Origin of the sequence: Lentilactobacillus kribbianus (genome assembly GCF_013184075.1) — a bacterium.
Lineage (GTDB): Bacteria > Bacillota > Bacilli > Lactobacillales > Lactobacillaceae > Lentilactobacillus > Lentilactobacillus kribbianus.
The window spans coordinates 95,570-121,697 of the sequence record NZ_JABEQQ010000001.1; the positions used below are offsets into that span (position 1 = coordinate 95,570).

Below are 26,128 nucleotides of genomic sequence, written 5' to 3' on the forward strand. Positions count from 1 at the left end.
CACTCCGTTTCTAGTCTTTAGTGGTATCAATGGATTTTTCAACCACTAGTTCTTGACTAATTTGTAAATCGCGGTAAAAATTAAGCACTCGACTGGCAAACGTTTTAGCTGAAATAGCATCAATTTTACTTTTAAGAGTTTGCTTTACTTCTGGATTATTTTTATCTACTGGGTGTTTTAAATAATGAGCTACATCATCGTCAAAATCTGATAATTTATCATAAGTCTGCCCGAGTGATTTAGCATTAATTAAATCATCAGTGTAAGCACTGGACTTAACCACCACTGGTAACCCTGCAGCCATCGCTTCGATATAAGTTAGGCCTTGCGATTCAGATTCTGAAGCAGAAACGAAAACCTCGGCTGCTTGATAATATGCATTCACGTTATCATTATTAATTTCACCAGTAAAAATCACGTGATCGGTCATCTTTTCATCTTTGACTTGTTGCTTTAAGTCATCGATTGCGGGACCGTCACCTACAATCATAAAGACGGCATTTGGTACCTGCTTTAAAATATTAGGTAGTTCAGTAATAACTGCGGTAATGTTTTTTTCGTAAGCAATTCGACTCACCGATAAAATGATGGGTGTATCAGGACTTAAATTATATTTAGCCCGGATATCAATACCTATTTTATCCGCGAACATATCCACATTAATGCCAGTAGGAATAATTCTCATCTCGGCTTTAACACCATAATTAGTTAAAGTATCCAAGACCCGGTCACTTGGAGCCACTACTCCCGATAAATGATGACAAAAAGCTAAAGTCCCTTCTTTAACATGAACCGGTTTAATTAACTTACCGTTAGCAACATAGTGCAAATAATCCTCGTACATAGTGTGATAGGTATGAACACATGGGATTTCTAAATTACGGGCCACAAATTTACCAATCATGCCCATCGAAAACTCGGTCTGAGTATGAACAACATCTAAGTTCAATTCTTTAGCAATTTCATAAGCTTGAAAAAGTCCTCGAAACGCAATTCGCCGATCGGTAAATGACACAAACGGAATACTGGAAAAACGAAAAATGTTTTCCTCATAAGCGTCCTTATCTACATGTGGATCCGTGGTGGTAAAAATATAAACTTGATGTCCTTGTCTAGTTAGCTCGTTTTTCAATGTTTTAATTGAAGTGGCAACCCCACTAACTTGTGGAAAATATGTATCTGTAAATAGACCGATATTCAATTAAGTCGCCTCCTTTATCTGTTATTTATTTAACTATAGATAATCATTGTCATTATATTGGTTTAAAAAACCTATTGCAAACACCTTAACCTTACCTTAAATAAAAAGAAAAGAGACGGATATCCACTCGATATCCGTCTCTTTTCTTTTAAGAATCATCAAAAACCCACTTAAAGTGCCTAATTTAACTCTTTAAGTGTTTCTTCAACCATTTCTTTAACTTCTTCATTGGTGTCGGCTTCAGTTACAGCTCGTTGAGCAAGTGATTGCATCTTTTCTGCACTCAATCGTTTAATTAATGATCGAGTCTTTAGAATAGAAGTTGCACTCATTGAAAATTCATCAAGTCCCATTCCCAATAGAATTGGCACTGCAATCTGATCACCGGCCATTTCACCACACATGCAAGCAATTTTACCTTCGGCATGACAAGTATCCACTACTCGTTTAACTAAACGTAATATTGCCGGGTTATATGGTTGGTAAAGATATGATACTCGTTCATTACCACGGTCAGCCGCCATTGAATATTGAATCAAATCATTAGTTCCAATACTCATAAAGTCGACTTCCTTAGCGAACTTATCTGCTAAGACAGCTGAAGCAGGGATTTCAATCATGATACCTAGTTTGATATCCCCCACTGGTTGACCAGCTTTAATCATCTTTTCACGTTCTTCTGAATAAACGGATTTAGCCCGTCTAAATTCATCCAACGTAGCAATCATTGGAAACATAATCCACAATTGACCATAATTAGAAGCTCTTAGCAAAGCCCGTAATTGGGTTCTAAAGATTTCTGTTTGGTCTAAGCTGATACGAATAGCTCGATATCCCAAAAACGGATTCATTTCCTCTGGTAATGGTAAGTAAGGTAATTCCTTATCTCCACCAATATCCATCGTACGAATCACAACTGGTTTACCTTGCATCCCCTCAACCACTTCACGGTAAGCTTCAAATTGATCATCTTCTGAAGGCAATTCAGTAGAATCCATGTACAAGAACTCTGTTCGATAGAGGCCAACCCCTTCAGCACCATTTTCTAAAACTCCCGGTAAGTCTTTAGGAGTACCGATATTGGCTGCTAAAATAGGATGAACACCATCGGCTGAAGTTGTTGGTTCAGTTTTTAGTTTCTTCCATTCAGCCTTATTTTGTAAATATTCAGCTTGCTTGGTAGAAAAATCATTAATTTGATCTTCAGTCGGGTCAATAATAACCTCGCCAGTTAAACCACTAACGATAACGTTGGTGTCTTCAGCAATTAACTCAGTTGCCGTTTCCGTTCCAACTACTGCTGGAATTTCTAAGGTACGTGACATAATTGCCGAATGAGAAGTTCTCCCACCTAAATCAGACACAATTCCTTTAACATACTTACGGTCAAATTGAGCGGTATCACTTGGAGTCAAATCATGAGCAACGATAACCACTTCGCGGTTAATCAATGCTGGATCTGGTAATACTACTCCAAGTAAATGTGACATAACCCGTTTAGTAATATCAGCAACATCGGTCGCCCGTTGTTGCATATACTCGTTATCGTCCATTCCTTGAAAAATCTGAATATAGCCATCAGTTACTGACTTTAAAGCGGCTTCAGCGTTCTCAGATTTTTCTGTAATCTCGGTTTCGATTTGTTTGATCATTTCTGGATCTGACAGAATGGTAATGTGCGCCTCAAATACTTCCGCCTCATCGTCCCCTAAATTCTCCTTGGCCTTTTGTTTAATGATTTCTAACTCAGACTTAGAATCATCAAATGCAGTATGAAGTCGGTTAAGTTCGCCATCAACATCAGTTACTGTTTTGGTCTCGAAGCTAAGATCTGGTTCGATTAGTCGAAAAGCAGGTGCAATTGCCACACCATCACTAGCGGCAATTCCCTTTATCTCTCTCATGACTATTCTGATAAACCTTCTTTTTGCATAGTTTCAGCAATTGCTTCAATTGCTTCTTTTTCATCTGAACCATCAGCAGTAATAGTAACTTCAGCGTTTTGACCAACGCCAAGTGACATTACGCCCATGATTGATTTCAAGTTAACTGACTTGTCTTGGTATTCCAAGGTAATATCTGCGTTAAATTTACTTGCAGTTTGTACTAATAATGTTGCTGGGCGGGCGTGAATACCAGTTTCAGCAATAATTTTAAAATCGCGTTTTTCCATATCGAATCAATCTCCTCTGGTGTATAAAAGTTAGCGAAAGAAGTCCTAAAGAAAATACTTTAAAATTCTTTCTTACAGTCTTAAGAATATCAATTTATTGCTTAAAACACAAGCAATACCTTAACCGCTTTCATTCAATCAGCATGATTAATTAGCCCCATTTTCGTATTTATATGTAATGACCCCATTAACATCTGCTTCTCCGGTAATTCGTTTACGGGATTCAAATTTCATATAAATTGCTTGAAAATCCATAAATTCTGCTGGATTAATCTGAAAACTTTCGATTTCCTTATTCACTAACTGTTCTAATAATTCTTGATAATTTTTGGTCATCTTTTTCTCCTTTAAAAAATAATCGTTTTACTTGATTCCTTACGCTAAGGTTGTATAATATCATCAAAGGTCAAAGAAGGTCAGTCTTTTTTCTAAGACTTTTATATCATAATAAGAGGAGGAAGGCAGTTAATGCTATGCCAAAATTGCCAACAAAATGAAGCAACCATTCATTTGTATACTAACGTTAATGGCAAAAAACAAACAATTAATCTTTGCCAAAATTGCTATCAACTCCTGACAGAACAACAAAAAAACAATCCTAATAATGGAGGTGCTACTAATATGGCTCAAGACCCATTTGGTTTTGGTAACTTGGATGACTTTTTCCGTGCTATTCAAAATGGTAATGGTCAACCTAATTTTCAAGGTCAAGTTCCACCCACTCAACCTCAAGGACCACGAAATGGTAACGGCGCCAACAACGGTGGTGGCCAAAATGGTCAATCCATTCTTAGTCAATTTGGTATTAATATGACCAAAATGGCTAAAGACGGTAAAATTGATCCCGTTATCGGACGTGACAAAGAAATTAAGCGCGTTATTGAAATTTTAAACCGTAGAACTAAAAATAATCCAGTTCTTATCGGTGAGGCCGGGGTTGGTAAAACAGCCGTAGTTGAAGGTTTGGCTCAACAAATCGTGGCTGGTCAAGTTCCGCAAAAACTACAAGAGAAACAAATCATTCGCCTAGATGTGGTTTCTTTAGTTCAAGGAACTGGTATTCGTGGTCAATTCGAACAACGAATGCAACAACTCATCAAAGAAGTTCAAGCTAATCCAGACATCATTTTATTTATCGATGAAATTCATGAAATTGTTGGTGCTGGTAATGCTGAAGGTGGCATGGATGCTGGTAACGTCTTAAAACCGGCCTTAGCTCGTGGTGAATTTCAATTAATTGGGGCAACTACTTTAAAAGAATACCGTGATATTGAAAAAGATTCTGCCCTTGCCCGCCGACTACAACCAATTACCGTTGAGGAACCTACCGTCAAGGAATCAATTAAGATTCTAGAAGGTATTCAAAAACGATATGAAGATTATCATCACGTTAAATACACTAAAGGTGCCATCGAAGCTGCAGTTAAATTATCAGATCGTTATATTCAAGAACGGTTCTTGCCTGACAAAGCCATTGACTTGTTAGATGAAGCTGGTTCTAAAAAGAATTTAACCATCAACGTGATAGATCCTAAAACCATCGATAATAAAATAAAGGAAGCTCAAGATCAAAAACAAGCTGCCTTAAAGCAAGAAGACTACGAAAAAGCTGCTTATTATCGTGATCAAGTGACTAAATTAGAAAATAGTAAGCAAGCTGGCGATGTCGACGCTGAAAAGGAACCCAAAGTTACTGCTAAAGACATGGAAAAAATTGTTGAAGAAAAGACCGAAATTCCAGTTGGTGAACTTCAGGCTCAAGAACAACAACAATTAAAGAATTTAGCTGCTAACTTAAAGAGTAACGTAATTGGTCAAAATCAAGCCGTAGAAAAAGTTGCTCGTGCCATTCGTAGAAACCGAATCGGCTTCAACGGTACCGGTCGACCAATTGGCTCATTTCTATTTGTTGGTCCTACCGGGGTTGGTAAGACTGAGTTGGCCAAGCAATTGGCTAGTGAGTTGTTTGGTTCCAAAGACGCTATGATTCGGTTTGACATGTCTGAATATATGGAACCACACTCAGTGGCTAAATTAATCGGTTCCCCTCCTGGATATGTTGGTTATGATGAAGCTGGTCAATTAACTGAACAAGTTCGTCGTCATCCATATAGTCTAATTTTATTAGACGAAGTTGAAAAAGCTCACCCAGATGTTTTGCACATGTTCTTACAAATCCTAGATGATGGTCGTTTAACGGATAGTCAAGGTAGAACTGTTTCATTTAAGGATACTATCATTATTATGACTAGTAATGCCGGTTCCGGTGGTGACGTAGAGGCTAGTGTTGGTTTTGGCGCTGCCGCTGCTGGTAAGACTCATTCAGTCATTGATAAGTTAGGTAAGTATTTTAAACCAGAACTATTAAATCGATTTGATGATGTGGTTGAGTTTAACCCACTTACGCAAAATGATTTAGGCAAGATTGTTTCTCTGATGATCGATGATGTTAACGCTATGTTGGCCAAGCAAGGTTTAACGATTAACGTAACTGATGCTGCTAAAGATAAATTAGTTGAGTTAGGTTATAACCCAGCTATGGGAGCTCGCCCACTTCGTCGCGTTATTCAAGAAGAAATCGAAGATAATATCGCTGATTACTACTTGGATCACGAAAGTGCCGCTAATCTAAAAGCAGATGTCAATGATGAGGGCCAAATTGTAATTTCTGCTGTAGATTTAGAAGTTAAGGAACAAACAGAAAATACTAAAAATAACTAAGCAAAAAAGTCGGTTAAATACCGGCTTTTTTTGTTTAAAAAATGATAGCGCTTGATAGTGCTTATGTTACAATTATTCTAATAACTTTCTATTTTGAAGGGTGGAATCACAATGGGGCTCATTAGTTGGATTACTGACCGGTTTAAGAAAGCAGCAAAGACTCCCACGCAATCAACTAAACAACCAGCAACCGACCAGTCAACTAATCAATCGTTGAACCATGATAAATCATTAACTCAGCATAAATCAGATAGCTTGACATCTAAACGCCCGAGTTCTGATCAGGAATTGGCACTTACTGTTACTAATACTTCAGTTGAATTAAATATTCCCAAAACCACGATTACTTATTTTTTCTTAGATGAACATGATCAACCTATTCGAACTCCCGATTGGTTGGTAGGTGTCGTTGGCACTGCCGTTAATTATTCAGTTCCTGAAATCGACAATTACTATTTTACCGGTGTTGACCAACTGTTTTCCACCTTTCCGCAGTCAAATGAATCAGTAACCATTCACTACGAACGCCTTACCGGTTCCCCCGTTCAAATTTACTACTTAGATTACGATACAACCAATACCCTTCATCCCATGAGTTTAATTACTGGCATGATCAATGAAGAATATCAAATTACCCCACCGGATATCGCTGACTATCGAATTCTTCAAAGTATTGGTAATCAAAGAGGCCTTTTAACCACTCAAACGCAACAAGTAATTTATTATTATCGTAAAACCGAGTGGCGGACTGTTCAATCGGTAGATTACTACGTGAAATTAACTGCTGACGCAATCATTTATGATAACCCCGATGGTAATTCATTACGACATCAATTACCTAAGGGATTAATTTTGCGAGTATTTACCGAGATTAAAACTAATAATAATGAATTATGGTTAAATATTGGTGGTGACCAATGGTTATTAAAAAATAAAAAAATCAGCATTACGGAACCGGGCTTTAATCACTGGATTTCAGATCTGAAGCTAAATCGTACCAAAATCAGATTAACTAGCAAGGTTGATTGTCGCCCAGCTCTTACCACTCCCGTTTACGATGCCCCTTATGGTATGGTTGTTGGCTATTTAACGAACCGAACCACCTTAAATATTATCGAAAAATGTGTCGACGACCAAAACGTTATTTGGTATCGTCTGGATAATAATCATTATATTCCAGCAACTTTTACAGCTAAATAAAAAGAGCAATCATATAACTGATTGCTCTTTTTATTTGTTTTTATAAGTTTTTATCCATATTATAAGTCAACTTAGACAACGTTAAACTTTCTTCAAATAAATGATGGATAAACTGTTCTGTAGTAATTCTCATTTCTTTTACAATCGTGTAGTTTTGTTCAGTTAAATAATCAGTTAATTCCGCTCCACTCAATCCTTCTGAATCATCAATAGAATTTTGGACATGAGCTCTTAAAGTTTCCTTAGCTGCGGTTAAATAATCTTTATCTAATTGGGAGAATTGTTGGTAATGTGCTTCCACTAATACCGATAACTTACGATACATCCAATATGCACTCGTATCATCACAATGAAGTGGTGTATTAGCATAAGTAGGATCCGTATCATTGGCATTGGCAAAGAATGGTACGTATGGTGAAAAGGCCGGTACCCCAAAGTTCAACCACATAATAGCTGCACGATCTTCACTAACATCATTTCTAATTTGTAGAACGTGCGAGTTTTGAGTTCGGTTCATTGAAATTGGTCGGAAGCGAGTTTTTTCTGGATGATCCATGGAACTCAACGGATCAAAGTTAGTTTCGTTATAATGAGAGCTTAAAATATACTCAATATCTTCCACACTAATCTTCTTTTCGGTTCGGCAAATAAAAGGTAAATCGGAAGAAATAGGAGATTGATCAATTTCTGGATTTAAATAACGTTGACCAAACCAAACGCGCGGGGTGTTATAAAAACGGTCTTTTTCGTTGTCTGTCCCAAAAATATGACGGAAGTTCCAACCATGCTGGTCAGTATTTAAATGATACTTTTCAACGAATTCTTGAATCCCCTCAGAATACATAAAATTATCGGGGTCATCAAAGTCAACTTCTTGAATAGCAATTTGATTAGCAGTAATTGCATAAGCATCATCAGGGATCCGTTGTGCCACCCAGTGATGTCCTGTAACAATCTCCATGTACCAAACTTCATCTTTATCGTTGAATAAAACGCCGTTACCTTCTGGTGAACCGTATTTTTTAATCAACTCACCTAAGTAGCGTACCCCATCACGAGCAGAATCGATAAATGGTAATACCATCGATTGTAGTGAATCTTCAGCGACTCCGTTTTTAACCAGCGGATCATATGCTAATGTCCGTTCATTACCATAAACACTTTCAGTAGCACTCATGCCGACATTCTTTTCATTAAAACCACTTTCAGCGTAAACCCCTTCTTTAGCTACATCAACGTTAGGGGTTTCTTGATAACGGTAACCATTTTCTGGCATTGGGGCTTCAAAACCATTTTGGTTAGATTTCCAGGTTTCTTTACGTCCTTTTACAGCTGGATGCATCAAGAAATGTTGTGGAGTTAACGGCAGAAAAGTGTCGTCATTTCTAGCAATCATTGTGGAGCCATCAATTGACGCTTTTTTTCCAACTAGAACACTAGTACATGCACTTAAATGTTTTTCATTCATAAAGCCACTTCCTTCAAGTATTTGAAAGCATTATAAACATTAATAAGCTTTTTTGCAATGTTTCCTCATTTTAATCATTAGAATGTCGTAATTGTTTAATCAGCAGCTTCGGAGATTAATTTTGACACCCGCTTGATTTTATATGACGATGTTATTATATAGAAGAACTTTGACTAAGGAGGAAAGGTTATGATTAGATCATTTAGTATTGCTGCCCAGCAAGGTGTTTATCCTACATCATTAGCCTATAGTAACTGGATTGCGTTAAACCAACCGTCGGCAGCAGAAGAGATGACGATTAAACAAAAATACCACCTTCCTCCTGATTTTTTTCAGACACTTAACCGAACTCAGGCAATTTCTCGCTTAGAACCAGTAAGTAACCATTCATTTGCTAAACATTATCTACTAGTTTTAACTAACCTTACTGCTAATCGCTCTCAAACCATTGAACAACGATTAGAACCGTTGATATTTATTAAACTTGATCAACATATTGTCACCTATTCCGAACACCCCAGCAACTTTTTTGATCAATTACTGGACCAATTCAAAGCTGATATTCAATCCATCGAGGATTTAATTGCTTATAGCATTCAGCTTACCTATAATAACTATCAACAACAATTAAATGATATTAAAACCAACATTGATTTTTTAGAAACTGCCGCCAGAACCACAACTAAAAATAGTGAGTTAATCAAATTAGCGGAAACCGATAAAGAAATCATTTACATTGACCATACATTAACCAACCAAAAGGATACTTTAGCCCATCTCTGGCATAAAACTGAGTTTAAGACCGCACTAAATAATCCGGACTTGTTAGCCAATATTAAGTTACATCAAAAACACGCCGAACAATCCATCATTATCTATAAAGATCTCCTAGAAACCATCGGTGGCTTATTTACGGATATGATGGATAACAATCTAAATCAATTAATGAAATATCTCGACTCAGCCGCCCTAATTATTTCAGTCCCAACATTAGTATCCGGTATTTGGGGCATGAACACTGGTGGGTTGCCAGGAGAACAGTCTGAAATCGGGTTTTGGTTAGTGATGATAATTGCCGTTATTGCTACCATTATTATCACCATTCATTTGAAACGAAAAGATTTTTAACATCAAAAAAACCATTAAGGTCAACTACTGCCTTAATGGTTTTTTAGTAAATATTTATTTTATAGTTTTGCCGTTAAATTAACATCCGGATATTTATTAGCAAACCAACGTTCAGCAAACTCATTTTCAAATAGGAATAACGGATCGCCATTAATATCTTTAACTAATAAGTTACGAGATGATGACATCCGTTCATCTAGTTGCTCTGGATCAATCCAACGAGCGATTTTATGTCCCATTGGTTCAATGGTAATTTCAGAATTATATTCATTTTGCATTCTGAATTGGAACACTTCAAATTGTAGTTGTCCAACAGCCCCTAAAATATAATCATTAGTGGAATAAGAGGTATACAGTTGAACGGCCCCTTCTTGGACCAGTTGTTGAATTCCTTTATGGAATGATTTTTGTTTCATAACGTTCTTAGCCGCCACACGGACAAATAATTCTGGCGTAAATTGTGGTAATTTCTCGAAATTAATCTGTCCCTTACCATTATAAATGGTGTCACCAATTTGAAAATTACCGGTATCATAGAGTCCGATGATATCACCAGCCACAGCCGTAGTGACATTTTCACGAGTATTAGCCATAAATTCAGTCACGTTGGAGAGACGAATTTTCTTTTCAGTTCGGGCTAAGGTCACATCCATTCCCTTTTCAAACTCACCAGAACATACTCGTACAAAAGCGATACGATCCCGGTGATTAGGATTCATATTAGCCTGAATCTTAAAAACGAAACCGGAAAACTTATCGTCAGTCGGTTCAATCACTTCGCCTTCTTGGGTCTTATGACTTTCAGGTGCTGGAGCAAAATTTAAATAAGCATCAAAAAAAGTTTTGACTCCAAAGTTAACTAAAGCCGAACCAAAGAAAACCGGCGTTTGATCACCAGCAGCAATCTTAGCTTCATCAAATTCGTTACCAGCCATTTCCAGTAATTCTACACTATCACGGCTTTCTTGAAATTGTTGATCATCAGCTAATTCGGCATGATTAATTGGTTCATCGTTATCATCTAATTCAACTAATTCACTTGCCTGATCATGATTGTATAGCTCCACGCGGTGGTTATAACGGTCATATATTCCCGTTAAAGTTTTTCCCATTCCAATTGGCCAGTTCATCGGATAGGCTTCAATGCCTAAAACTTCTTCTAATTGATCCACTAAGTCCATGGGATCACGACCATCTCGGTCTAATTTATTCATAAACGTAAAAATGGGAATACCACGCATCTTACAAATTTGGAACAATTTTTTAGTTTGGGGCTCAATCCCCTTTGCTGAGTCAATTACCATGACAGCCGAATCGACCGCCATCAAGGTCCGGTAAGTATCTTCTGAGAAATCCTCATGTCCCGGCGTATCCAAAATGTTAATTCGCTTGCCCGCATAATCAAATTGCATCACTGAACTAGTAACGGAAATTCCCCGTTTTTGTTCAATTTCCATCCAATCTGACTTAGCAAAATTGCCACTCTTACGGGCTTTAACAGTTCCGGCCTCACGTACCACGCCACCAAATAACAACAGTTGTTCGGTGATGGTTGTTTTACCAGCATCAGGGTGAGAAATAATTGCAAATGTCCGGCGTGATTCAACTTCCGGCGCTAATTTTTGATTCGTCATATCATTTTCCTTTCAGCCACTTATCATCTTATTTTATCATATTTAGCCAAGCGCTCCCAAAGAGTCACTGATTTTATTAAATTTAATCAAAAAGTCGATAGCAACCCAAACAAATGCTTGGTAACTATCGACTTCTATCAAAAAAATAATTAAGCTTTCCAATCTTTGGCATCAGAAAGACCCAGGTCTTCCTTAATTTTAGTAGTTGAAATACCTTGTGTTCTTGGCAGATAAACCACTTCACAGTAGTCTTTTAAGAAATCAAACTTACCTTTCCAATCATCGCCCATCACAAAGATATCAATATCATTTTCTTGGACATCTTTAATTTTTTGATCCCATTCATACTCTGGAATTACTTTATCAACATACTTGATAGCTTCCAATATGTATTTACGATCTTCATAAGATGTGTAAGCTTTTTTACCCTTTTCGGCATTAAATTCATCTGATGATAAGCACACTGTAAGAGTGTCCCCTAATTCACTAGCTCGCTTCAATAGACGAATATGACCTTTATGAATCAGGTCAAATGTACCGTAAGTAATAACGTTTGTCATAATGTTCTCCTTCTTTCAGTTCCGTTTTAAAAATAAACTCATCATGCCTGAAAGTCAATCCACGTTAAATAATAGCATATCCATGACTTTCGTCAATCATTCTTAGTTAATTTATACCTTTTTAGTTCTGGGTGATAATCGATAAATATTATAAAGATATTGCACGATTACTTTAACCACAGCATATAATGGGATCGCTAAAACCATTCCTAACAAGCCCGCAATGTTACCGGCAGCTAGTAAAATAATGATAATGGTTAACGGATGAATCTGTAACGATTTACCAATAACATTAGGATAAACAAAATTGCCGTCAACTTGTTGGACAACTAATACCACAATAATGTTGTAAACCACAGACATCATATTACCACTGGCTAGTGACACCATTAACGCTGGGAAAATACCAATATATGGTCCTAAATATGGAATAATATTACAAATACCCGCAATCAATCCTAATAACAGCGCATATTTTAACCCAATAATAAAATAACCAATTGCAGTAAAAGTCCCCACAAAGATACATTCTATCATTTGGCCACCGATATATTTGGATAAGGTATCACTCATTTGCCCCAGTAAATCCATGATTTGATCCCGACTTTTTTCCGGTAAAAATTTGCGAATATTAAACTTTAATTTGTAGCCATCCTTTAACATATAAAACAATACTACCGGTGTGGTGATCAAAATAATGACCACATTAGTGGCCGTAGAAATAAAGCCCCCAATACCAGTAGATAATCCCTTAAATATGTCGTTAACATATTTGTTGGCATCACTACTAAGTTTATCGGTTATAGAATTTAAATGAATTTGCTTCATTAATTTTTGATTATGTGCATCCCGGGTCCATTGATGAACCATTTCTTTAACGGTATCAACTAGGTGAGGAACCTGAGTTAATAAATTAGTAATTTGTTCAACTAGACGGGGAATAAAGACCACTGATACAAAAATAATTAATCCCACTAACAGTAAAAAGACTAATGATACAGCCCAGGTTCTAGAAACATTTTTCTTTCCAATTTTAATTTTCATCAATAAATCGACAATCGGATTCAGCATATAAAATAAAAAACCTGATAAAACAATGGGTACAAAAATTGTGGAGAAAAAGATTGCGATGGGTCGAAACATAAAACTGATTTTAGTACATAGAGCTAAAATAGCCACCACAATAAGGATCTCTAAAGACCAAAAAAATAAAGAAGAATTTTTGATTCGATCTAACATAAGTCACCTCCATTAAAAATGAACACTTTTACTTTACCATATTTCGTTTAGATAATTAAAAACGACTGTTACTATAGTTATCAGTCATCATTTACGATTCAACCGCTAACTGATTAAGGGCAGTTTCAATATCATCTATTTGAAATCCTTTCCGATACAAAGCCTGTTTGGTTTTTTGTCGTCGTTGATATGGTTCTTGTGCCCGATATTTACGCCAGTATTTTTCTGCCACGGGCATAATAATTGCTTCATCATTTTTTTCAATTGCCACTGGTGCCACAGCTTGCATAATGATTTCGATTACTTCACTATCAAAGCCACGTTGATATAAAAATTGCCGGGTTTTGTCCAAAGAGCGGCGGGTAGACTCTCGCTTCATACGCTTTAATTGTTGCTTTGCCACTTTAGTACCATTGGCTACTTGATCATTAGTTGAAAAGTACTGGTTGATAGCTTGTTCTATCATCGAATTAGCCACTTTTTTAGTCTGTAAATGACGGCGAATGGCTCCCGGACCTTTTTGTCCTTCGTTGACAATCGTTCGCACGTAACTATCAGCGTAATTTTGATCATTTAATAATCTTTGTTCGCCTAGTTTAGCCACTACTTCATCAATACGATTAACATCATCAGTAAGCTCACTTAATTTTTCTCTTACCTCAGCTACCGTCCGTAATTGGTGTGCTAAATAATTTAGCGCTCGAGCATAGAGTTTGGACACCGTATCTGCATTGATTAACTCTGTTTTTAATGTTTCATCAATTTCCATTCCTTTAAACAGTTGGTACTTAATCAATACATCTTCACTCACTGGAAATTCGTACTTTTCATCTAAATAAATGTTGTAACGCCCTTTTCGTTTCTGGGCTTCAATCTTACTGATTTTAGGAATCATAAATCACAACCTCCTTTCAATTCCTCACTAGGTATTTTCGGTCTGTGTTTGATATACTGAAATTAAATACGTTAATGAAGGAAGATTACTATGATTACTGCTCACGTAGTTTATGCTACTATTACGGGAAATAACGAAGATATTGCCGATATCATTACTGAACGCCTGGAAGACCGTGGCATTGAAGTTAACGAAACCGAAATTTCTCAAACTGATGCTAACGTTTTTTTAGAATGTGATATCTGCATTGTTTGTCCCTATACTTATGACGAAGGTGCTCTACCAGAAGAAGGCTTAGACTTTTTTGACGATTTACAAGAATTAGATTTATCAGAAAAAATCTATGGGGTTGCTGGGTCTGGTGACACCTTTTATGAAGAATACTTTAACGTTGCCGTGGATCGTTTCGACGATGCCTTTAAGAAAGCTGGTGCTATAAAAGCCACTGACAACATTAAAATCAATTTGGAACCTGATGGCCATGATATTGAAGCCTTAGATGAATTCAGTGATGATTTAATTCTTGCGGCTCAAAAACAGCAAAGCAACGACTAAACTAGTCGTTGCTTTTGTTCTTATTTCTAGTCAATTTGCGTGCACGCGTCATTACCTGGGCAATGGCATCCGCTTGCTCTTGAATCTTGCCCATTCGTAATTCTTGTATCGTCGCGTTCACTACCCCACCAAACAACATAATGAGGCCAGAAATATCTAACCAAAACATTAAAACAATAAAAGTTCCAATGGTTTTGTAAGCTGTCACGGATTGAGCAAAGTATTTCACATAAATACTAAAACCTTGAGATAGTACCATTAACCCCATGGTAGCAACTAAGGCCCCAATCCAAACATAACGCAATCGGACTTTAGCACTAGGCACAAAATAATAAATAACGGTGAGCAGGAGCCATAAAACACCGATAGTTACCGGCCATTTAACCGTTCCCACAAATGAATTAATAAAATGAGGTAATTTTAGTCTAGGTGTTAGCCATTCCACAATCAACTGACCAAATGTAAAGAATAATAGCATTAATATGATAATAACGATTAATACTAGCATCCAAACAAAGGATAACACTCGATTAGAAATTGCCGTTTGATTTTCCGCTACCCCATAAGTTTTATTAATAGTCCGTTGAAAGGCCGCAATTGCGCGCGACGCTGACCAAATCGTTAAAATCAAACCAGTTGAAAATTGTCCCGTACTATAACTAATAGTAGATTCAATAATCGGTTTTAAAAACGAATAAATACTGTCCGGAAATACTGGTGCTACATAAGTTAATATCTGATCCGTATCAAAATGAAATAACTGCAACAAACTGCCCAATAAAATAATAATGGGAAAGATGGAAAGTAAGGTATAAAAAGCCAAAACAGCGGCAGAATCCGAAATATTTCCCGATTTATAATGACTAATCAATGAAGCAATAAAGCGTTTCGCATTATCTAATCCCTGTTTCATCACTTAGTGCTCTTATTTCTCGCGTTATTGGAAAAACGATCGGCAATTGCCATTAAAATTCGTTCGGCCGCTTGGCCATCTCCGTATGGATTTTTAGCCGTTGCCATTCGTTCATATTCACTAGGATCATCCAGTAATTCATTCATCGCAGTAGTAATGGTAGCTGGATCCGTACCAACTAGCTTTAAGGTGCCAGCTTCAATTCCTTCTGGCCTTTCCGTGGTATCTCGTAATACCAAAACCGGTTTGCCCAGTGAAGGGGCTTCTTCTTGAACTCCCCCAGAATCACTCATAATAAAGTAACTGCGAGCAGCCATGTTATGAAAATCTAATACGTCAAGTGGCTCAATTAAGTGCACTCGTGAAACGCCATCAAACACTTCATGAGCAATTTGTTGCACGCTAGGGCTTAAATGAACTGGATAAACCACCTCAACATCGGGATGGTTAGCCACTACCTTTTTAATGGCTTCAAACGTGCGTCGCATCGGCTCACCTTGATTTTCCCGTCGATGCATAGTCAGTAAAATCATTTTGTTAACTTCACTAACTTCGGTCAAAACATCATGCTTATAATCCGCACTTACCGTTTGTTTTAAAGCATCAATCGCCGTATTACCAGTTACAAAGATGGCATTTTTGGGATGATTTTCTTTTAATAAATTGGCCTTGCTTAATTCCGTGGGGGCAAAATACATATCAGCCAATACATCCGTTAACTGGCGATTCATCTCTTCAGGATATGGCGACCACTTATCCCAGGTCCTTAATCCGGCTTCCACATGACCTACTTGAATTTGGTGATAAAATGCACTGACGCTGGCCGCAAAAGTGGTAGTAGTATCACCATGAACTAAAATAATATCTGGTTGTTCCTTAGCAGTGATGGGATCTAATTGTTGAATCACTTTTGTAGTGATATCACTAAGGGTTTGTTTTGATTGCATAATATTTAAATCATAGTCAGGAATAATATGAAAAATAGCTAAAACTTGATCTAACATTTCCCGGTGTTGCGCAGTAACCACCGTTACTGGTTTAAATTGGTCTGACATTTGCTGCATTTTTAAAATAATTGGAGCCATTTTAATAGCCTCTGGTCTTGTACCAAAGATTGTCATCACCTTAATCGGTTGTTTCATGGTTAGCCTCCTCTATCCGGTTAATTATACCAAATTTGTTTGGTGTTTTAATTTATTAAGAGTAAATAAAAGTTTTCCTTAATATGATATAATTCTCTAGTATGGCGTATTATTACATTGATTTGGTAAAATTAAATAATACTTTAAACCATTCGTATATTCATTTTGTTATTTTACTACGCAATTATAAATAAGTTTTGATTATTGACCATCTTTTGGAGGATTATCTTGAAAACAATTAGTTTAATCGTTCCGTGTCACAACGAGGAACAAACTATTAATATTTACTACGATACCACTACAGCGGTGTTTGAACAGCTTAATGAACAAAATGTTGAAACATACGTCCCCGAATTCATTTTTATTAATGATGGTTCCACTGACACCACTCTGGATGTTTTGCGTAAATTACAAGCAGACCATCCCGAAACAGTTCATTACATATCTTTTTCACGTAATTTTGGTAAGGAAGCCGCTTTTTCAGCTGGTTTTGATAACGCCAGTGGTGATATGGTTGCCGTTATGGACGTTGATTTACAAGATCCACCGGAGCTTTTACTGCAAATGGTTCCGATTGTGGAAAGCGGCGAATATGAATGTGTTGGGAGTGTTCAAACTACCCGCAAACAAAATCCAATTCGTGCCTTTTTATCATCTTCATTTTATAAGCTAATTAATAAGATGTCAGATGTTGAAATGAAACAAAATGTGCGCGATTATCGTTTAATGAGTCGTAAATACGTTGATGCCGTCTTAGAGTTACCAGAATATAATCGTTTCACCAAAGGGATTTTTGCATGGGTTGGCTTTGAGACTAAATACTTAGAATATGAAGGCGTTGAACGTTCAGCTGGTACCAGTTCTTGGTCCATTTTTGAATTATTTGAATATTCATTAGAAGCTGTGGTTGATTTTTCCGATGTTCCTCTCAAAATGGCCACCATTATGGGAGTAATCATCAGTTTCCTTTCTATCATCGGCTTGTTATTTGTAGTAATTCGCGCCTTGGCTTTTGGTGATGCTGTCAGTGGCTGGGCTTCTACCGTTTCCATTATTCTCTTTTTAAGCGGAATTCAATTATTCTGTCTAGGCATTGTCGGTAAATATATTGGTAAGATTTATTTAGAGACCAAGCATCGTCCAGCCTATGTTGTTGAGGAGAAACGTTAATTCATGAAATGGATAATAGCTAAATTCAAACAGTACCGCGAAGTTATTTCTTACCTGTTTTGGGGTGTAGTTACCACCGTGGTTAATATTGGCATCTTCGCGTTACTTCACCACTTCACCAGTTGGAATTATCAAATCAACAATGCCATTGCCTGGTTCATCTCGGTAGTAGTGGCCTTTTATTCCAACAAAGCGTTTGTCTTCAAATCTCAAGGTAGCGGCCAAGCAGTAAAAGAGTTCTTCTCGTTTACTTTAGGTCGAGTCGCTACATTATTATTAGAAATGATTATTCTAGGCGTTGGGATTTCACTACTACACGGTAATCAGATTGTCGTCAAAATTATCGATAACGTGGTTGTCGTAATTGTGAACTATTTTTGGTCCAAGCTAGTTGTATTTGCTAAGAAAAATCAATAATATTTACTAAACTTTTATCCCCCACTTATAGTGGAGGATTTTTATTTATTTCAAGTCTGAATTCTTGCACATTTGTCTTTATCCAAATATATTTATGATAGTATCAATAAATTATATAGGGGGTATTTATTATGATTGAATCATACAAGCGTTACTGGACTAATATCGTTAATTTTTCGGGAACCTCTGATCGGCCTGATTATTGGTGGCCTGTTGTGATTAACGCTATTTTAGGAGCAATTATTGGGGTTGTATTGCAAGCCATTTTTGGCCATCCTGGAGACTATTATACTTTGAAAGACATTGGTATTAATAGTATCTACGGTGCTATTTCCGTTCTATTATGGCTAGCTAATTGGTCCGTTAAGGTTCGCCGATTACATGATACTAACAGATCTGGTTGGTGGATTTTGATTGAAATAATTCCAATTATTGGGGACATCTGGATGTTCGTTTTACTTGTATTACCAACTAATAACGATAGTCGTTGGAGTAACTAGTTATCTAAATCTTTAGGGGGAGACCAAACACTGATGTCTTAAAAAGCCGAACATAATTATTATTGGGGGATATTATTATGAAAAAGGTTATTACTATTTCTGCCGCACTTTTATCCGTCGTTACTTTAACTGCTTGCGGGTCCAAGTCTACTAGCTCTAAAGAAAAAGACCATTCCTCTACTACCAAAATTATCCAAAAAGCAAATAATACTGAGGAAGCTATTTTAAAATACAATGAAATTAAATTAGGTAGTGAAAATAAAAAAGGTAAAGGTGGTACTACTGAAAAAGTGGTTAAAGCATACTATGGTGACCCTAACAGTACTCAAAAATCTACTTTAGAAGGTACTACTGACAAAACCACAATTTATACTTGGAATAGTGTTGGTAAAGCTAAAAATGGTTTAAAGATGTCGGCTGAATTTTTAGATGGTAAAGCAATTTCTAAGAGTTACGCTAACAACAATAAATCACCAAAAATATCTACTAAAACATTAAATGAAATTAAAAAGAATGACACTTATACTAAAGCTAAAAATAAGTTAGGTGTTCCAATTGGTGAATCAGACGTCAAATCAGATATTGGGAGCATCAAAACATTAAGATATTCAACGGGTAAAAAAGAAGTCCTAATGTCATTTACTAACAATAAGCTGTTATTTAAAAAGACTGCTGCAGAATAAACTAAATGAATAATTTTAAATAATTAATAAAAAAGACACCGAAAATATCGGTGTCTTTTTTTATTTTTGCTATTATGATCCCGCCCGGAATCGAACCGGGATCATCCGCTTAGGAGGCGGGTGCCCTATCCAGTTGTGCTACGGGACCAACAAACCGGTAATTATTTTCTCATTAATTACCGAAATTGTAAAGATTACTTCGATTGTTCACGTTTATGACGCATTCCCTTGCGCTTAGAATGCTTTTTATTATGTTTCTTTTTAGTTGGAACTGTTGGTGTAACCGTCTTAGCAGATTCAGTCCGTTTCCTTTTCGGTGCTGCAGCTGCTTTTGTGAAAGTATCAGCCTTGTTGCCAGTCTGACTACTAGTTGTCACCTTAGTTGTTTTTGGAGTATTAGTAGTATCAACTTTACCATTACTTTGTGGACGGGTTGTCGTCAATTGATTATTGGTAAAGTAAACCTTTACTAATTCATACCCCGCTCCTTTAATCAACCGTTTTAAATCACGTAAATCATGATCATCACCAAAGTTAATTACTTGACCAGAATGGCCCATCCGGCCAGTTCGACCACTACGATGAACATAAAGTCTTTCATCATTGGGTAAATCATAGTTAATTACCGTTGGCAACTCAGCAATATCCATGCCTCGTGCCGCTACATCAGTAGTTAATAATAAACGTAACTTACCTTTACGAAAATCACTAATAGCTTTTTGCCGAGCCGTTTGTCGTTGATCAGCAGTCAACTTCCCTACTGCAACGTGATTATGCCGTAAGAAGCTAGCCGTTTTTTCCAGCGTCGCCGTTTGATTAAAGAAGACCAAGGCTTTGAACTTAGGTTGATGCAACAAGCGAATCAACATTTGTGATTTCTTACCATTAGATACTACCAGCGATTGATGCTGCACCTCGCCTTGAGTATCATCAATATCTCGCACATCAAAAGTTGATACTGTTGGAATAAACCATTTATTTAATTCATTTAACACTTGGTTCGTTGTGGCCGAAAAGAAACCTAATTGAACATCGGTCGGAGCATGATCAACAATGCTTCTAACCTGATCAAAAGAATCTTCATTCAATAAGTTATCAGCCTCATCTACCACAATCGTAGTCACTCGATTAACTTTGAGTTTTCCTAACTCAATTAAGTTCAAAATTCGTCCCGGTGTACCAACGACTACTTCTGGATGTCCTTTTAATTTTTCCACTTGCCGTTTAATATTGGCACCACCCAATAACGATAAAACTGCGACATCGGTTACCTTGGCCCAATCAGCCATTACTTGGCTGGTTTGAGAAGCCAATTCAGCGGTCGGCTCTAAAACAATTAACTGAGTAAATTCTCCTGGAACTACTCGTTCTAATAATGGCACTGTAAAAGCTACCGTTTTTCCGGAACCAGTGGGAGCAATTCCTAAAACACTGTTACCATTTACTAGCGGTTCAAAAACCGCCGTTTGAATAGCAGTCTGTGATTGATAACCTAATTTTTGAGCATGCTGTTCAAATTCTAATTGCACTATCGGTTTATCTCCGTTCTATTGTTCATCGCCTGGAAAGACAATGTTAGCGTCTTGACGTAGGTTAAATAAGACCTTATTCACATTAACCATTAATTGATACCAACGGTCATAGTCCAATCTATTTTGTGGGTCATCAGGATTATTGATTACCCGTTCAAAGTCCTTTAACTCTGGATACATTGGATTAATTTCGTCAACGTTACCAATCGTAGCTCGTTGGCCTTCGTCATTAATGTAAACAACGTCACCAATTTCACCAGCATCATCGATTTCAATGGTATCTTTTAGACCATAAATTTCAGAAGTCATATAAGAATTACTTGTCTTACCAAAATTCAAAATGACATTATATTCAGGATACTGAAGAATAGCCGTTCCCTTACCATCAGCACCAGTAGCAACTAATTGTGGGTAATAAGCAACATCTTCTGGCATGCCAAACAAAGTGACCGCATCGTAAACTGTATAGACACCTAAATCTTGTAAGGCCCCACCAGCAAATTTCTTAGAAAATACGTTGGGTACTTCGCCAGCTAACACATTATCGTAACGGGATGAGTACTTCTCGTAAGTAAATTCAGCACCTTGAATAACTGGCATTTTAGCGACTTGATTTTCAATCGCTTTAAAATTACTAGTGTGAATTTGCCGAGCAGCTTCAAATAACAACACGTTTGGATGTTGCTTAAGTAATTCAGTAATTTCAGCCATTTGGCGCTGGTTAGCAAAAGCTGGTTTTTCAACAATCACATTTTTTTCAGCTAGGATGGCTTTTTTAGCATCAGCAAAGTGCAGACTGTTTGGTGATGCAATATATACTGTGTCAAAGCTACCTTCACTAAAGAATTGCTCCATATCATCAAATGCTTCTGCAGCGTGGTTATGGTCAGCAAACGTTCTAGCTTTTTTCATAGTCCGAGAATAAACACTGGTTAGCTTAGTGTCTGTTCCTGACTGCGTTGCATCAATAAATTGTTGTGTAATCCAATTAGTACCAATAATTCCTAATTTAATCACGATAATCCCTCCTCTGTTGTAATATACTTCCAGTATATCAATGTTTTTTTCTAAAGAATACCTTCAACAGCTGAACAAGTTCATTTTTTTTGTTACAATGCAATTGAATTTACATATAGTAAGGATTGATAACTTTGAGAAAACGATCAATTGTGTTGTTTACCGTTTCATTGATTGCAGGATTACTCCATGCACCCAAAAAGAAAAAGACCCCTTTAGCGGAGCAGAACAACCCCCGCTATTTTGTTGGGTCTTGGCAATACCTAGATAACGAACAACGACAACATTCCCTTGTTATCAGTCCTAGTTTGGAATTAATTATCGATCAAAAACCAATTAAAGCATCCATCATCAATTCAAGTGGTCCTTCTTTAGTTTATCGCGATGCGCTGGGCTATCAATTAAAGTTACAAACCAATTTAGATGGTTTAACCTCGTTTTATGATGAAGCTGATAACATTAGCTATCCATTAACTCATACTAATTAACTAATTGGTTAATATAGTTTTCCCATTTTTGTTGATTACCATTAAATACCGATTGATAAAATTCTTGTTTAGTACCAGCCATATTCACTTCTGGTTGCCCCTTTAATTGCAAAAAGGTGGCATCGCCATTAGGTGTGTTAATTGGGGCATCGCTAATCCAAGTTTGCTGGGTTCGCCCTACTTTAACGTTTAAGTGATGTAAGGTTTGTTGATCACCCCAAATAATTACTGGTCGTTTATAATAACGCCAAATTTTATTTTTTAATGACGTCAATCTGGTTTGCTCTTGCTTCCAGTTAATACTTTCATCATTATAGTCGCCATAAAGCTCCACTTGGATGGCAATCGGTAACACACCGGTATTACTATCTACCTGATCAACTAAATTATCAAACTGAGCAGTAGCAGTACTACTAAAACTAAAAACGTGGTAAATACCTATCGGCAACTGGGCTCCTTGACTACGGCTAAAGTTACTATTGAAACTATCATCAGTGTACGTCGCACCTTGTGATGCTTTGAGATAGACAAAGTTAACTTTAGCTTTTTTTAATGCAGCAAAATCAACATAACCATCCGTTTGTGACAAACTAACGCCACGGATAGGATATTTTTTCAACGCATTTTGATAGCGATAATGGTTAAATATCAGCATCCCTAAAAAAGTGAGTAATGCGAGAATAATTAAGATCACACTAATAAACCATTTTCTTTGTTGAAACGTTTGGGTATAAATTGGCTGAACGTCTTTTCTTTTTGGCATTCAATCATCTCGATTTTTATTCAGTCTTATTTGCGAGTATCATCAATAATTCGGTGAACATCCTCAATAGCCTGTTCAGTCGCAGGTCCCATTCTCACACTAGCCATCATAAATAGTGAATCAATGATAGTAATTTGAGCAATCAGAGAATACATGCCTTCTGAACGGTAATTAGATTCATCACTAGACGAAATAAAGGTAATACTACTATCTTCAGCTAACGGTGAATCTGGATAACTGGTAATACCAATAATGGTGACTCTTTTCTTTTTTAACGTATCGACAATTTTCATCGTTTGTTGATTACGTCCAGAATGAGATACCACAATGGCACAATCTTTAGCCGTTAATTTTACTGCTTGCATCAATTGTACGTCAAAATCTGGGTGATAAAAGGTATGAATAGAAGTTCTTAAAAATTTATGATAACCATCCAGGGCAGCTACTGACGATCCGCCCAGCCCAAAAAAGCCGAGTTGATTACAATTAATGATTCTTAAAATAGCTCGAGCAAAATCACTGTCATCAATATTATCACGACTATCACTAATAGCTCGTTGAGAACTTGCAAATATTTTATCAGCAATTTCTGATAAAGTATCTTTAGGATCAATTTCTTTAAAAATTTGTAAATTAGAAGGCCGTAATTGCGTGTAAGCTAGCGCCAAAGTAAATTCACGAAAATTATTAAAGCCTAAGTTTTTGACTAGTCGAGAAATAGAGGCAGTCGAAGTTTTTGTTGCTTTAGCCATTTCTTCTATGTTAAGTTCGGAAGCTTCTTTAGGATTGTCCACGATAAATCTAGCAATTTTTTTATTAACCTTACTGAAGTCATCGTAGGATTGTTTTAGCAATTGGATTGGGGAACTCATAAGATCACCTGCTGTTTTCGATTTTAGTTATTGTAAATATTTTACAATAAAAAGGTTGAAATGTGAAAAATATTTTCACATAATCTAAATAAGCGCTTTATTACTGTCGTGATTAGCGAAAAATGTTAAACTGTTATTAGATTCGTTTAACCATTTTACCATTTTGATTCACCTTTTTTTATTGTCATTTTGGTAACCGGTTACAGAATGCGCTTTATTATTAGCATTATTCACTTGGGAAAGGAAGAAAAACACTATGAAATATATGTTAGGTGTTGATATTGGTACTACCAGCGTTAAAACCGTTCTTTATGACTTGGACGGTCAGGTTCAAGGATATTCAAACGATGGTTACGAACTATACCAAGACACCCCAGACATGGCCGAAGAAGATCCAGAAGAAATCTTCTCTGCTATGACTGAAGGAATTACTGAAGTTCTTCGCAAAGCCAATGTAAGCACTGGTGAACTTCAAGGAGTTTCATTCTCATGTGCAATGCACAGTTTGATTTTACTTGATGAAAACCACAAACCTTTAACTAGAGCTATTACTTGGGGAGACAACCGTTCAGTTCAATATGCTGATTCTTTGAAGGCTAGTCCTGAAGGGATGGAACTTTACCAAAAAACTGGGGTGCCTATTCACCCAATGACTCCCCTTTCAAAAATGATGTGGCTTCAAAATGACGAACCAGAATTATTTGCCAAAGCGCGTTGGTTTGTCGGCATCAAGGAATATATTCTTTACAAATTATTTGGTCAATTAAAAGAAGACTACTCAATTGCTAACGCAACCGGATTATTTAACATTTATAACTTAGATTGGGATGATCAAGCGTTAGAAATTGCTGGAGTTACTAGAGATCAATTGCCAGAACTTGTGGATACTACTTACCAACTCCACGGTCTTAAAGAAGAATACGCTAAGACTTTAGGTATGGATCAAGATACACCATTTATCATTGGCGCTTCTGATGGTCCTCTTGCTAACTTAGGGGTTGATGCTATTCAACCTGGTGTGGTTGCTGTTACTATCGGTACTTCTGGAGCAGTTCGGGTTATTTCTGATAAGCCTCGTACGGATCCTAAAGCGCGGGTATTTTGTTACTACCTTGCCAAGGATATGTGGGTAATTGGTGGACCAGTTAATAACGGTGGTGTCGTCTTTCGTTGGGTCCGTGATGAATTATGTGCCCCTGAAAAAGTTACCGCTGAACAAATGCAAATTGATCCATATGATTTGCTAACTGAAATCGCTGCTAAAATTCCAGCTGGTTCAGATGGTCTAATCTTCTTACCTTATCTTGGTGGCGAACGGGCCCCAATTTGGGATGCTAATGCTCGTGGAACTTTCTTTGGTTTAAACCGTACTACTAATCGGGCTCAAATGATTAGAGCTACGCTTGAAGGCATTGTCTACAACCTTTACACGGTTATGTTGGCCCTTGAAGAAGTAGTTGGTAAGCCTAAGAGTATTCAAGCTAGTGGTGGCTTTGCTCGTTCTGAACTATGGCGTCAAATGCTCACTGACATCTTTGAACAAGATGTTTCAATTCCTGAGAGTTTTGAAAGTACTGCTTTAGGAGCTGCTACTTTAGGAATGTACAGCCTAGGTATTATTGATAACTTAAGCGATGTTTCTAAATTCGTGGGTACAACCGTTACTCATCATCCTAATCCAGAAAACTTTGCTGCTTACCGGGAATTAATCCCTATCTATATTCGGTTAAGTCGTTCACTTCAACCAGAATATAAAAATATTGCTGAGTTCCAACGAAAACATGATCAGGCTAAAAAAGAAAATTAGCTTGCGGATTGCTTTCACTTAAAATCATACTAAAGTCTGAAGGGAGACTT

The 26,128-nt window shown here is 36.9% G+C and carries 25 protein-coding genes and 1 tRNA gene; 10 read left to right on the forward strand and 16 right to left on the reverse strand.

Annotated elements, in window-relative coordinates; translation table 11 throughout:
• Positions 1–10 precede the first annotated feature (10 nt).
• From HII32_RS00575 to HII32_RS00590, 4 genes are all read right to left on the reverse strand, one after another.
• Positions 11–1,201: a glycosyltransferase family 4 protein gene (locus HII32_RS00575; RefSeq protein WP_172187289.1), complete on the reverse strand. Its 1,191-nt coding sequence runs from the start codon at positions 1,199–1,201 to the stop codon at positions 11–13.
• Between the two features lie 179 nt (positions 1,202–1,380).
• The gene (gene ptsP, locus HII32_RS00580) at positions 1,381–3,105 is read right to left on the reverse strand and encodes a phosphoenolpyruvate--protein phosphotransferase (RefSeq protein ID WP_172187291.1); all 1,725 of its coding nucleotides are present in this window, start codon (positions 3,103–3,105) and stop codon (positions 1,381–1,383) included.
• 2 nt (positions 3,106–3,107) lie between these two features.
• Positions 3,108–3,374 carry a phosphocarrier protein HPr gene (locus tag HII32_RS00585; RefSeq protein ID WP_172187293.1) on the reverse strand — a complete coding sequence of 89 codons (267 nt, stop codon included), beginning with the start codon at positions 3,372–3,374 and terminating at the stop codon, positions 3,108–3,110.
• 147 nt (positions 3,375–3,521) lie between these two features.
• Positions 3,522–3,710 carry a hypothetical protein gene (locus HII32_RS00590; protein WP_172187295.1) on the reverse strand — a complete coding sequence of 63 codons (189 nt, stop codon included), beginning with the start codon at positions 3,708–3,710 and terminating at the stop codon, positions 3,522–3,524.
• 132 nt (positions 3,711–3,842) lie between these two features.
• Here HII32_RS00590 and HII32_RS00595 point away from each other — a divergent pair, with 132 nt between their 5' ends.
• Positions 3,843–6,095 (forward strand): ATP-dependent Clp protease ATP-binding subunit, encoded by a 2,253-nt coding sequence (locus HII32_RS00595; RefSeq protein ID WP_172187297.1) that lies wholly within the window; start codon positions 3,843–3,845, stop codon positions 6,093–6,095.
• A gap of 111 nt (positions 6,096–6,206) precedes the next feature.
• Complete coding sequence (locus tag HII32_RS00600) at positions 6,207–7,295, forward strand: MucBP domain-containing protein (protein ID WP_172187299.1); 1,089 nt, start codon at positions 6,207–6,209, stop codon at positions 7,293–7,295.
• 40 nt (positions 7,296–7,335) lie between these two features.
• Here HII32_RS00600 and HII32_RS00605 read toward each other — a convergent pair whose 3' ends face one another.
• Entirely contained in the window at positions 7,336–8,763 is a 1,428-nt protein-coding gene (locus HII32_RS00605) for a C69 family dipeptidase (RefSeq protein ID WP_172187301.1), read from the reverse strand.
• A 189-nt stretch (positions 8,764–8,952) separates the two neighbouring features.
• Here HII32_RS00605 and HII32_RS00610 point away from each other — a divergent pair, with 189 nt between their 5' ends.
• Positions 8,953–9,891 carry a magnesium transporter CorA family protein gene (locus HII32_RS00610; RefSeq protein ID WP_172187303.1) on the forward strand — a complete coding sequence of 313 codons (939 nt, stop codon included), beginning with the start codon at positions 8,953–8,955 and terminating at the stop codon, positions 9,889–9,891.
• A 59-nt stretch (positions 9,892–9,950) separates the two neighbouring features.
• Here the strand turns inward: HII32_RS00610 and HII32_RS00615 are convergent, their stop codons facing one another.
• From HII32_RS00615 to recX, 4 genes are all read right to left on the reverse strand, one after another.
• Positions 9,951–11,525, reverse strand: coding sequence for a peptide chain release factor 3 (locus HII32_RS00615; RefSeq protein WP_172187305.1), 1,575 nt, complete (start codon positions 11,523–11,525; stop codon positions 9,951–9,953).
• Positions 11,526–11,674: 149 nt separating this feature from the next.
• Positions 11,675–12,085: a glycerol-3-phosphate cytidylyltransferase gene (gene tagD, locus HII32_RS00620; protein WP_172187307.1), complete on the reverse strand. Its 411-nt coding sequence runs from the start codon at positions 12,083–12,085 to the stop codon at positions 11,675–11,677.
• Positions 12,086–12,196: 111 nt separating this feature from the next.
• Positions 12,197–13,324, reverse strand: a complete 1,128-nt coding sequence (locus HII32_RS00625; RefSeq protein WP_172187309.1) for an AI-2E family transporter — start codon at positions 13,322–13,324, stop codon at positions 12,197–12,199.
• Positions 13,325–13,415: 91 nt separating this feature from the next.
• Positions 13,416–14,219: a recombination regulator RecX gene (gene recX / locus HII32_RS00630; protein WP_172187311.1), complete on the reverse strand. Its 804-nt coding sequence runs from the start codon at positions 14,217–14,219 to the stop codon at positions 13,416–13,418.
• Between the two features lie 90 nt (positions 14,220–14,309).
• Here recX and HII32_RS00635 point away from each other — a divergent pair, with 90 nt between their 5' ends.
• Positions 14,310–14,774, forward strand: coding sequence for a flavodoxin (locus HII32_RS00635; protein WP_172187313.1), 465 nt, complete (start codon positions 14,310–14,312; stop codon positions 14,772–14,774).
• A 1-nt stretch (position 14,775) separates the two neighbouring features.
• Here HII32_RS00635 and HII32_RS00640 read toward each other — a convergent pair whose 3' ends face one another.
• Both HII32_RS00640 and wecB read right to left on the reverse strand, forming a co-directional pair.
• Positions 14,776–15,687: a YihY/virulence factor BrkB family protein gene (locus HII32_RS00640; protein ID WP_172187315.1), complete on the reverse strand. Its 912-nt coding sequence runs from the start codon at positions 15,685–15,687 to the stop codon at positions 14,776–14,778.
• Positions 15,687–16,829 carry a non-hydrolyzing UDP-N-acetylglucosamine 2-epimerase gene (gene wecB, locus HII32_RS00645; RefSeq protein WP_172187317.1) on the reverse strand — a complete coding sequence of 381 codons (1,143 nt, stop codon included), beginning with the start codon at positions 16,827–16,829 and terminating at the stop codon, positions 15,687–15,689. The genes HII32_RS00640 and wecB overlap by 1 nt, the downstream gene beginning before the upstream one ends.
• 228 nt (positions 16,830–17,057) lie before the next feature.
• Here wecB and HII32_RS00650 point away from each other — a divergent pair, with 228 nt between their 5' ends.
• The 4 genes from HII32_RS00650 (at position 17,058) to HII32_RS00665 (ending at position 19,599) form a co-directional block, all read left to right on the forward strand.
• Positions 17,058–17,999: a glycosyltransferase family 2 protein gene (locus HII32_RS00650; protein WP_172187319.1), complete on the forward strand. Its 942-nt coding sequence runs from the start codon at positions 17,058–17,060 to the stop codon at positions 17,997–17,999.
• Between the two features lie 3 nt (positions 18,000–18,002).
• Positions 18,003–18,416 (forward strand): GtrA family protein, encoded by a 414-nt coding sequence (locus HII32_RS00655; protein ID WP_172187321.1) that lies wholly within the window; start codon positions 18,003–18,005, stop codon positions 18,414–18,416.
• Positions 18,417–18,547: 131 nt separating this feature from the next.
• Positions 18,548–18,916 (forward strand): DUF805 domain-containing protein, encoded by a 369-nt coding sequence (locus HII32_RS00660; RefSeq protein WP_172187323.1) that lies wholly within the window; start codon positions 18,548–18,550, stop codon positions 18,914–18,916.
• A 77-nt stretch (positions 18,917–18,993) separates the two neighbouring features.
• Complete coding sequence (locus HII32_RS00665) at positions 18,994–19,599, forward strand: DUF3862 domain-containing protein (protein WP_172187325.1); 606 nt, start codon at positions 18,994–18,996, stop codon at positions 19,597–19,599.
• A gap of 75 nt (positions 19,600–19,674) precedes the next feature.
• On the opposite strand, the gene HII32_RS00670 is transcribed toward HII32_RS00665, so the two are convergent.
• From HII32_RS00670 to HII32_RS00680, 3 genes are all read right to left on the reverse strand, one after another.
• Positions 19,675–19,747 (reverse strand) — tRNA-Arg (locus tag HII32_RS00670).
• A gap of 46 nt (positions 19,748–19,793) precedes the next feature.
• Positions 19,794–21,128: a DEAD/DEAH box helicase gene (locus HII32_RS00675; RefSeq protein WP_172187327.1), complete on the reverse strand. Its 1,335-nt coding sequence runs from the start codon at positions 21,126–21,128 to the stop codon at positions 19,794–19,796.
• 18 nt (positions 21,129–21,146) lie between these two features.
• The gene (locus tag HII32_RS00680; protein ID WP_172187329.1) at positions 21,147–22,148 is read right to left on the reverse strand and encodes a Gfo/Idh/MocA family oxidoreductase; all 1,002 of its coding nucleotides are present in this window, start codon (positions 22,146–22,148) and stop codon (positions 21,147–21,149) included.
• Positions 22,149–22,282: 134 nt separating this feature from the next.
• On the opposite strand from HII32_RS00680, the gene HII32_RS00685 reads away from it, so the two are divergent.
• Positions 22,283–22,636, forward strand: a complete 354-nt coding sequence (locus HII32_RS00685; protein WP_172187331.1) for a DUF4828 domain-containing protein — start codon at positions 22,283–22,285, stop codon at positions 22,634–22,636.
• On the opposite strand, the gene HII32_RS00690 is transcribed toward HII32_RS00685, so the two are convergent.
• Entirely contained in the window at positions 22,629–23,399 is a 771-nt protein-coding gene (locus tag HII32_RS00690; RefSeq protein WP_172187333.1) for a GH25 family lysozyme, read from the reverse strand. The two genes, HII32_RS00685 and HII32_RS00690, sit on opposite strands and share 8 nt — an antisense overlap.
• A 26-nt stretch (positions 23,400–23,425) precedes the next feature.
• Entirely contained in the window at positions 23,426–24,271 is an 846-nt protein-coding gene (locus HII32_RS00695; RefSeq protein ID WP_172187335.1) for a MurR/RpiR family transcriptional regulator, read from the reverse strand.
• A gap of 256 nt (positions 24,272–24,527) precedes the next feature.
• Between HII32_RS00695 and gntK the strand changes: the two genes are divergently transcribed.
• The gene (gntK, locus tag HII32_RS00700) at positions 24,528–26,078 is read left to right on the forward strand and encodes a gluconokinase (protein WP_172187337.1); all 1,551 of its coding nucleotides are present in this window, start codon (positions 24,528–24,530) and stop codon (positions 26,076–26,078) included.
• The last annotated feature ends 50 nt before the right edge of the window (positions 26,079–26,128 follow it).